Annotated in this window: 5 protein-coding genes and 1 pseudogene; 5 read left to right on the top strand and 1 reads right to left on the bottom strand. The window is 61.8% G+C overall.

From position 1 onward, the window contains the following. The first annotated feature begins 169 nt into the window (after positions 1–169). The 4 genes and pseudogenes from E4Q23_RS24345 to E4Q23_RS21150 all read left to right on the top strand — a co-directional run bounded on the left by E4Q23_RS24345 (position 170) and on the right by E4Q23_RS21150 (position 2297). Positions 170–325 carry a hypothetical protein gene (locus E4Q23_RS24345; RefSeq protein WP_423753372.1) on the top strand — a complete coding sequence of 52 codons (156 nt, stop codon included), beginning with the start codon at positions 170–172 and terminating at the stop codon, positions 323–325. Positions 326–329: 4 nt separating this feature from the next. After that, positions 330–902, top strand: a pseudogene (locus E4Q23_RS21160) (IS21 family transposase); the annotation flags it as partial. A gap of 2 nt (positions 903–904) precedes the next feature. After that, on the top strand, positions 905–1669 hold the full coding sequence (gene istB, locus E4Q23_RS21155) for an IS21-like element helper ATPase IstB (RefSeq protein ID WP_169068462.1): 765 nt from the start codon (positions 905–907) through the stop codon (positions 1667–1669). 358 nt (positions 1670–2027) lie between these two features. Then, the gene (locus tag E4Q23_RS21150; RefSeq protein ID WP_169068461.1) at positions 2028–2297 is read left to right on the top strand and encodes a hypothetical protein; all 270 of its coding nucleotides are present in this window, start codon (positions 2028–2030) and stop codon (positions 2295–2297) included. 275 nt (positions 2298–2572) lie between these two features. On the opposite strand, the gene E4Q23_RS23360 is transcribed toward E4Q23_RS21150, so the two are convergent. After that, complete coding sequence (locus E4Q23_RS23360) at positions 2573–2863, bottom strand: hypothetical protein (protein ID WP_211203885.1); 291 nt, start codon at positions 2861–2863, stop codon at positions 2573–2575. Here E4Q23_RS23360 and E4Q23_RS21145 point away from each other — a divergent pair. Continuing rightward, on the top strand, positions 2849–4405 hold a 1557-nt coding region (locus tag E4Q23_RS21145), incomplete at its 3' end, for an AAA family ATPase (protein WP_211203884.1). The two genes, E4Q23_RS23360 and E4Q23_RS21145, sit on opposite strands and share 15 nt — an antisense overlap.

Raw genomic sequence — 4405 nt, 5'->3', positions numbered from 1 at the left:
GCGCTGCGCTCCATCTACGCCACCGCCACGCCCCTGCTCAAGCGCTGGCTCAGCTGGGCCAGCCGCTGCCGACTCGAACCATTCAAGCGCCTCGGCAGGACGATCAGCAGCATCTTCCTGGCGTACTCAACGGTTTTACGCCGGCAAACACAACGGCCGCGTCGAAGCGATGAATCGATCGCTCCAGGAGGCGCGCGCACGGGCGCGCGGCTATCGCCGCGTCGAAAACTTCATCGCCATGGCCTACCTTATCGCTGGGAAGCTCACTCATTTGCCCGCCTCGCCCTTCGCCCCTTTATTGCCCGTTCCACACGAAACGACCTAAACCCGTCGACCACAGCAGCTATGCCGCCCGTCCGGCGCGTATCGGCAGCCGTGTGCTGGTCCGCCTGTTCGAGCAGCACCTCGAGATTCGCGACTTCCAGTCGCAGGCCTTGCTGCGCACCCACCCTCGGGCGGCGCAGCCGGGCAGCGTGATCTTGCCCGACGAGGAGCGTCCCTTCAATCCGTCGCGGGAAACCCGTCGCATCTTGAGCGAGGCCAAGGCCATCGGCCCGGCCGCCGAGCAGTTGTGCCAGTGCCTCTTTGATCAAGAGGGGCGCGTCGGTCAGCGCCGCCTGTGGGGCATCGTCAGCCTGGTCAAGCGCTACCCCCGCACGCTGATCGACCGTGCCTGTGCGATGGCCCTGCACGACGGTGTGCGCAGCTATCAACAGATCAAGGCGCTCACCGAGCACCTGCTCAACGAGGCTCTGGCCGATATCGATACCCCGCAGCAAGGCGAGTTGGCGTTGACCCAGGACGACCGTTTGATTCGCGCCGCCGAGGACTACGGCGACCTGTTCTCCCTTGGCGCTCAAAAGAGCGCCGCCTTGCCATCCCCCGTGAAGGAATCCCAATGAGCATGACCATGAACGAGATCGAACGCGCGCTGCGTGACCTGCGCCTGTCCGGCATTCGCGCCACCCTGGAGACGCGTGTGTTGCAAGCACAGGCGAATCAGGCGCCTTTCCTGGAGACCTTCTCGATGATTCTGCAGGACGAACTGGACCGGCGCCGCTCGCGCTTGCTGGACCGCCGTTACCAGCACTCGGGTTTGGACGAGCGCGCGACCTTGACGGACTTTGACTGGCGCTTCAATCCGAAGCTGCCGCGCCAGGCGTGCTTCGAGCTGCATACGCTGAAATTCGTCGCCGAAGGCCAGAACGCGCTGATCATCGGCAAACCGGGTACCGGCAAGAGTCGGATCGCCAAGGCGGTCGCTTACCAGGCGACCCTGCAGGGCCTGGATGTGCGGGTACTCGAAGCCGACAGTGTCTTCGCGAAGTACGCGCTGTGCAGTGGCGCCGATCAGCAGCGGCAGCTGCGTCCCTGGCTCGACGCCGACCTGCTGGTCCTGGACGATCTCTTTCTGGCCCGGCGCATCAGCGACAGTGCGGGCGAGTTGCTGCAAATGCTGGTCCATCAGCGTTACAAGACGCGCCGCAGCCTGGTGGTGACTTCCAACCGGGTGGTCCAGGACTGGGGCAAATATCTGGGCGACAACACAATGGCCAGCACCATTCTCGACCGGCTGATGCATCGCTCGCATCTGCTCGAGTTCGAGGGCCGCAGCTATCGTCTCAAGGAGGCGGCGACCCGCTTCGCACAGCAGGCTTCAGATAGCTGATGCGCCGCTTCGAACCTCCCGCCAGCGTCTGGCTTGGCGAGTCCTGGCGCTCATCCCCCCGTCCTTTGGGGCGCTGCCCCAAACCCCGCGTTCGCCACGTGGCAGCCGCCGGGGATGATCAAACCATCCCCGGCAACCGCCAGGAGCGTGGGGTCGCTACACGCTGTCAAGCGGCTTTCGCGGCATAAACGGGCGGCACGCCGCCCATTTATTCCACGGTCCGCTGGACAGCGCTTCGCTCCTTCCGGCCAGGGTCCGCGCCGCCAAAGCAAACCCATTCCCGTTCAACTCATCCCAGCGTTACGCAGTAACGAGCGCACAAGCCCGTTACTGCGTAACGCAATCTCCGGAGACAAATATGGCCAAGACCGCCGCTCAAAGACAAGCTTCCTACCGTGCCCGTCGCCCTCATGCCGGCGAGGACGGCAACGGCGAACGCCGCCTCAATCTGTGGGTCAGTACGCGCACCGATTTGGCTATCGAACGATTGGCTCGCCGTTACTGCGTAACGAAACGCGAGATCGTCGAGCGCTTGGTCAGCGCCATGGATGATCGCATCATCGCCACCCTCGATATCGATGCGCCCGAGTGGGATCAGTACTTCACTGCCGCTTCCGTTACGCAGTAACGGGCTCCTCATCCATCACCAACGGCGGGTCAAAAAAACCGACCCGCCGCGAGCGACTGCATTACAATTTCTACGGTCCTGCCTGGGGGAATTTGGGTGACCATAAGTGGGGGATTTTGAAGTGGCCAACGGGGACACAAACTGCGGCAAACTCGCTGATCGATCGGCGTAAGATCGCACCGGCATACCAGGAGCCGGTTCTCATGAGCGGCCATGAAATGATACTTGGGCAATATGGCTTTACGCGGGCGGCGCCAGCAGCAAGCAAAAGATGATCAACGAGGAGCAGTGACGTGAAGAAATATGGCGTTGCCAGGCGGCCGCAAGCCGGAGAGGTTTTTACGGATCGCGAAGAACCGCGGGAAACGCTGCGCTCCCTGTTTGCTCGCCTCTACAGGCGCCAGGTTCGCGGCGAGAGCGGTCACGAGCCGCCTTTGGTGTGTTTCTATGGCGTCGGCGGCGTCGGCAAGACCAGCTTGCTTCACCAGTCGCTTGCCGAGTTTGCCGATGAGCACCGGCACGACACCGATCGTGGATGGATCCATCTCGCGATGCTCGACCTTCATGGTCAATCCATGGGAAAGAACTTGCCCGGGCCTGAGCTCCTATGGCTCCTACGCAATGCCTTGCGGCACCAGCAAATCGCCACACCGCTATTCGACTGTGTCTACCTTCTTTACTGGGCAGAGGATCACCCAGGCCAGTCTCTGGAGGTTCCTAAGCCAGACTGGCGCGATGTCTTTTGCGGCCGCGATGTCGAGCTGAAGCAGTTGATCAGCGCCTATGATGCCGTCGCCGACGGCAGTGGCCCCAGGTTGGCGGTAGTCACTGCCGAACGTGGCATGGGCAAAACGCGCTTGGTGCAGGAGTTGTATCGTATTCTGTCGACAGAACGCGACCCTGCTGACTACTGGCCCGATGCCTCCCTGTTCAAAGGTAACAACCTGCTCGTGGCGCCGGATTTCAACGAGGCTCTCACGAAGGCGCACTTCGCCTCGTTCAAGACAAGCGAACGCCCGATGCCATTCCTTTGGTGGGGTTTCCGGCTCAATGATCTTCTGGGCCGTAACGCTTGGGGCTCGGACATGGCCGGGCACCGACGTACGCTTGATCCGCATCTGGCGCGGGCGCTGTTTGCCCGCATGGATGCGGCAAGCCGCGAGAAACTAAGGGGGTCCGCTTTTAACACGATCACGGGCGCTGCCCTTGCCATTGCCGAAGCCTTGCTCGACGGTGTTCCCGGCGTTGGCCCGTTCAAGTCCTTCGTGGAGTTTGCCAGAGGAATACGCAAGGCGAAAAAGGAGCGCGACAAGCTGCACGATCAGGCATGCACGTTCGCCCAGGCAGACATCACCGCGCTCGAGGCGAAGCGGACGCAGGAGATCTACGAGCGCACGCTCGAAGAACTGGCGCTTGTGCTGGAACCTACCGCCCCCCTCGAGAAGTTGCCCACGGTCGTGTTCTGCGACGACGCACAGTTCGCCCGGGACGGCGGCGACGAGGGCGCGCTGCGTTTTCTTGACAAGCTTTGGCAACGGGCCGAAAAAGGCAAATGGCCCTTGCTGCTGGTGGCGACCCACTGGGAGTCGAACTGGGGACTGGATCGACTAGGCGAGAATGCGAGCTTTGCCAAAACGTTCGGCAGTGTCGCCGACGATGCCAACAAATCGACGATCATCCGCTTGTCGCAGCAGTCGGATCTGGGTGTGCTGATCGACAGAGGACTGCCGGGACTGCCCGCCAAGGATGTCGCCTATCTGCTGCACCAATCAGACGGCAATCCGCAGATGCTCATTGAGCTTGTTGGGCTGATCAATACTCGGGAAACGTATCGCGCACACGGCGCGCTGACGCCACATGCATACGGGAATATCGAGAAGCTGAGCGAAAACCTCACGACCATGATAACGGATCGCCTCAATAGTGACGCGACGCCAGACGACGTCAAGGTCGCCATTGCGCTGTCGTCGCTGCAAGGAATGCAATTCCTCAGCTCGCTTACGGACGAGACAGCCGAAGTGCTGCAAGGAGTGGAATTCTGCAGCTCGCTCACGGAAACCGCAGCCAAAGCACTGAAACTCGGTGCGGCGAGCTCCGGCTTGAACAAG

Origin of the sequence: Candidatus Accumulibacter phosphatis (genome assembly GCF_012939955.1) — a bacterium.
GTDB classification, from domain to species: domain Bacteria; phylum Pseudomonadota; class Gammaproteobacteria; order Burkholderiales; family Rhodocyclaceae; genus Accumulibacter; species Accumulibacter delftensis.
Note: the sequence above shows the minus strand (reverse complement) of the source record. Positions and strands in the feature narration are given on the sequence as shown.

Bases quoted from the DNA above. Each gene is read 5' to 3' on its own strand.
- E4Q23_RS23360 (WP_211203885.1), bottom strand. From the start codon at position 2,863: ATGAAGGTCGAGCATCGCGAGATGGATCCATCCACGATCGGTGTCGTG.
- istB (WP_169068462.1), top strand. From the start codon at position 905: ATGACCATGAACGAGATCGAACGCGCGCTGCGTGACCTGCGCCTGTCC.
- E4Q23_RS24345 (WP_423753372.1), top strand. From the start codon at position 170: ATGAATCGATCGCTCCAGGAGGCGCGCGCACGGGCGCGCGGCTATCGC.
- E4Q23_RS21150 (WP_169068461.1), top strand. From the start codon at position 2,028: ATGGCCAAGACCGCCGCTCAAAGACAAGCTTCCTACCGTGCCCGTCGC.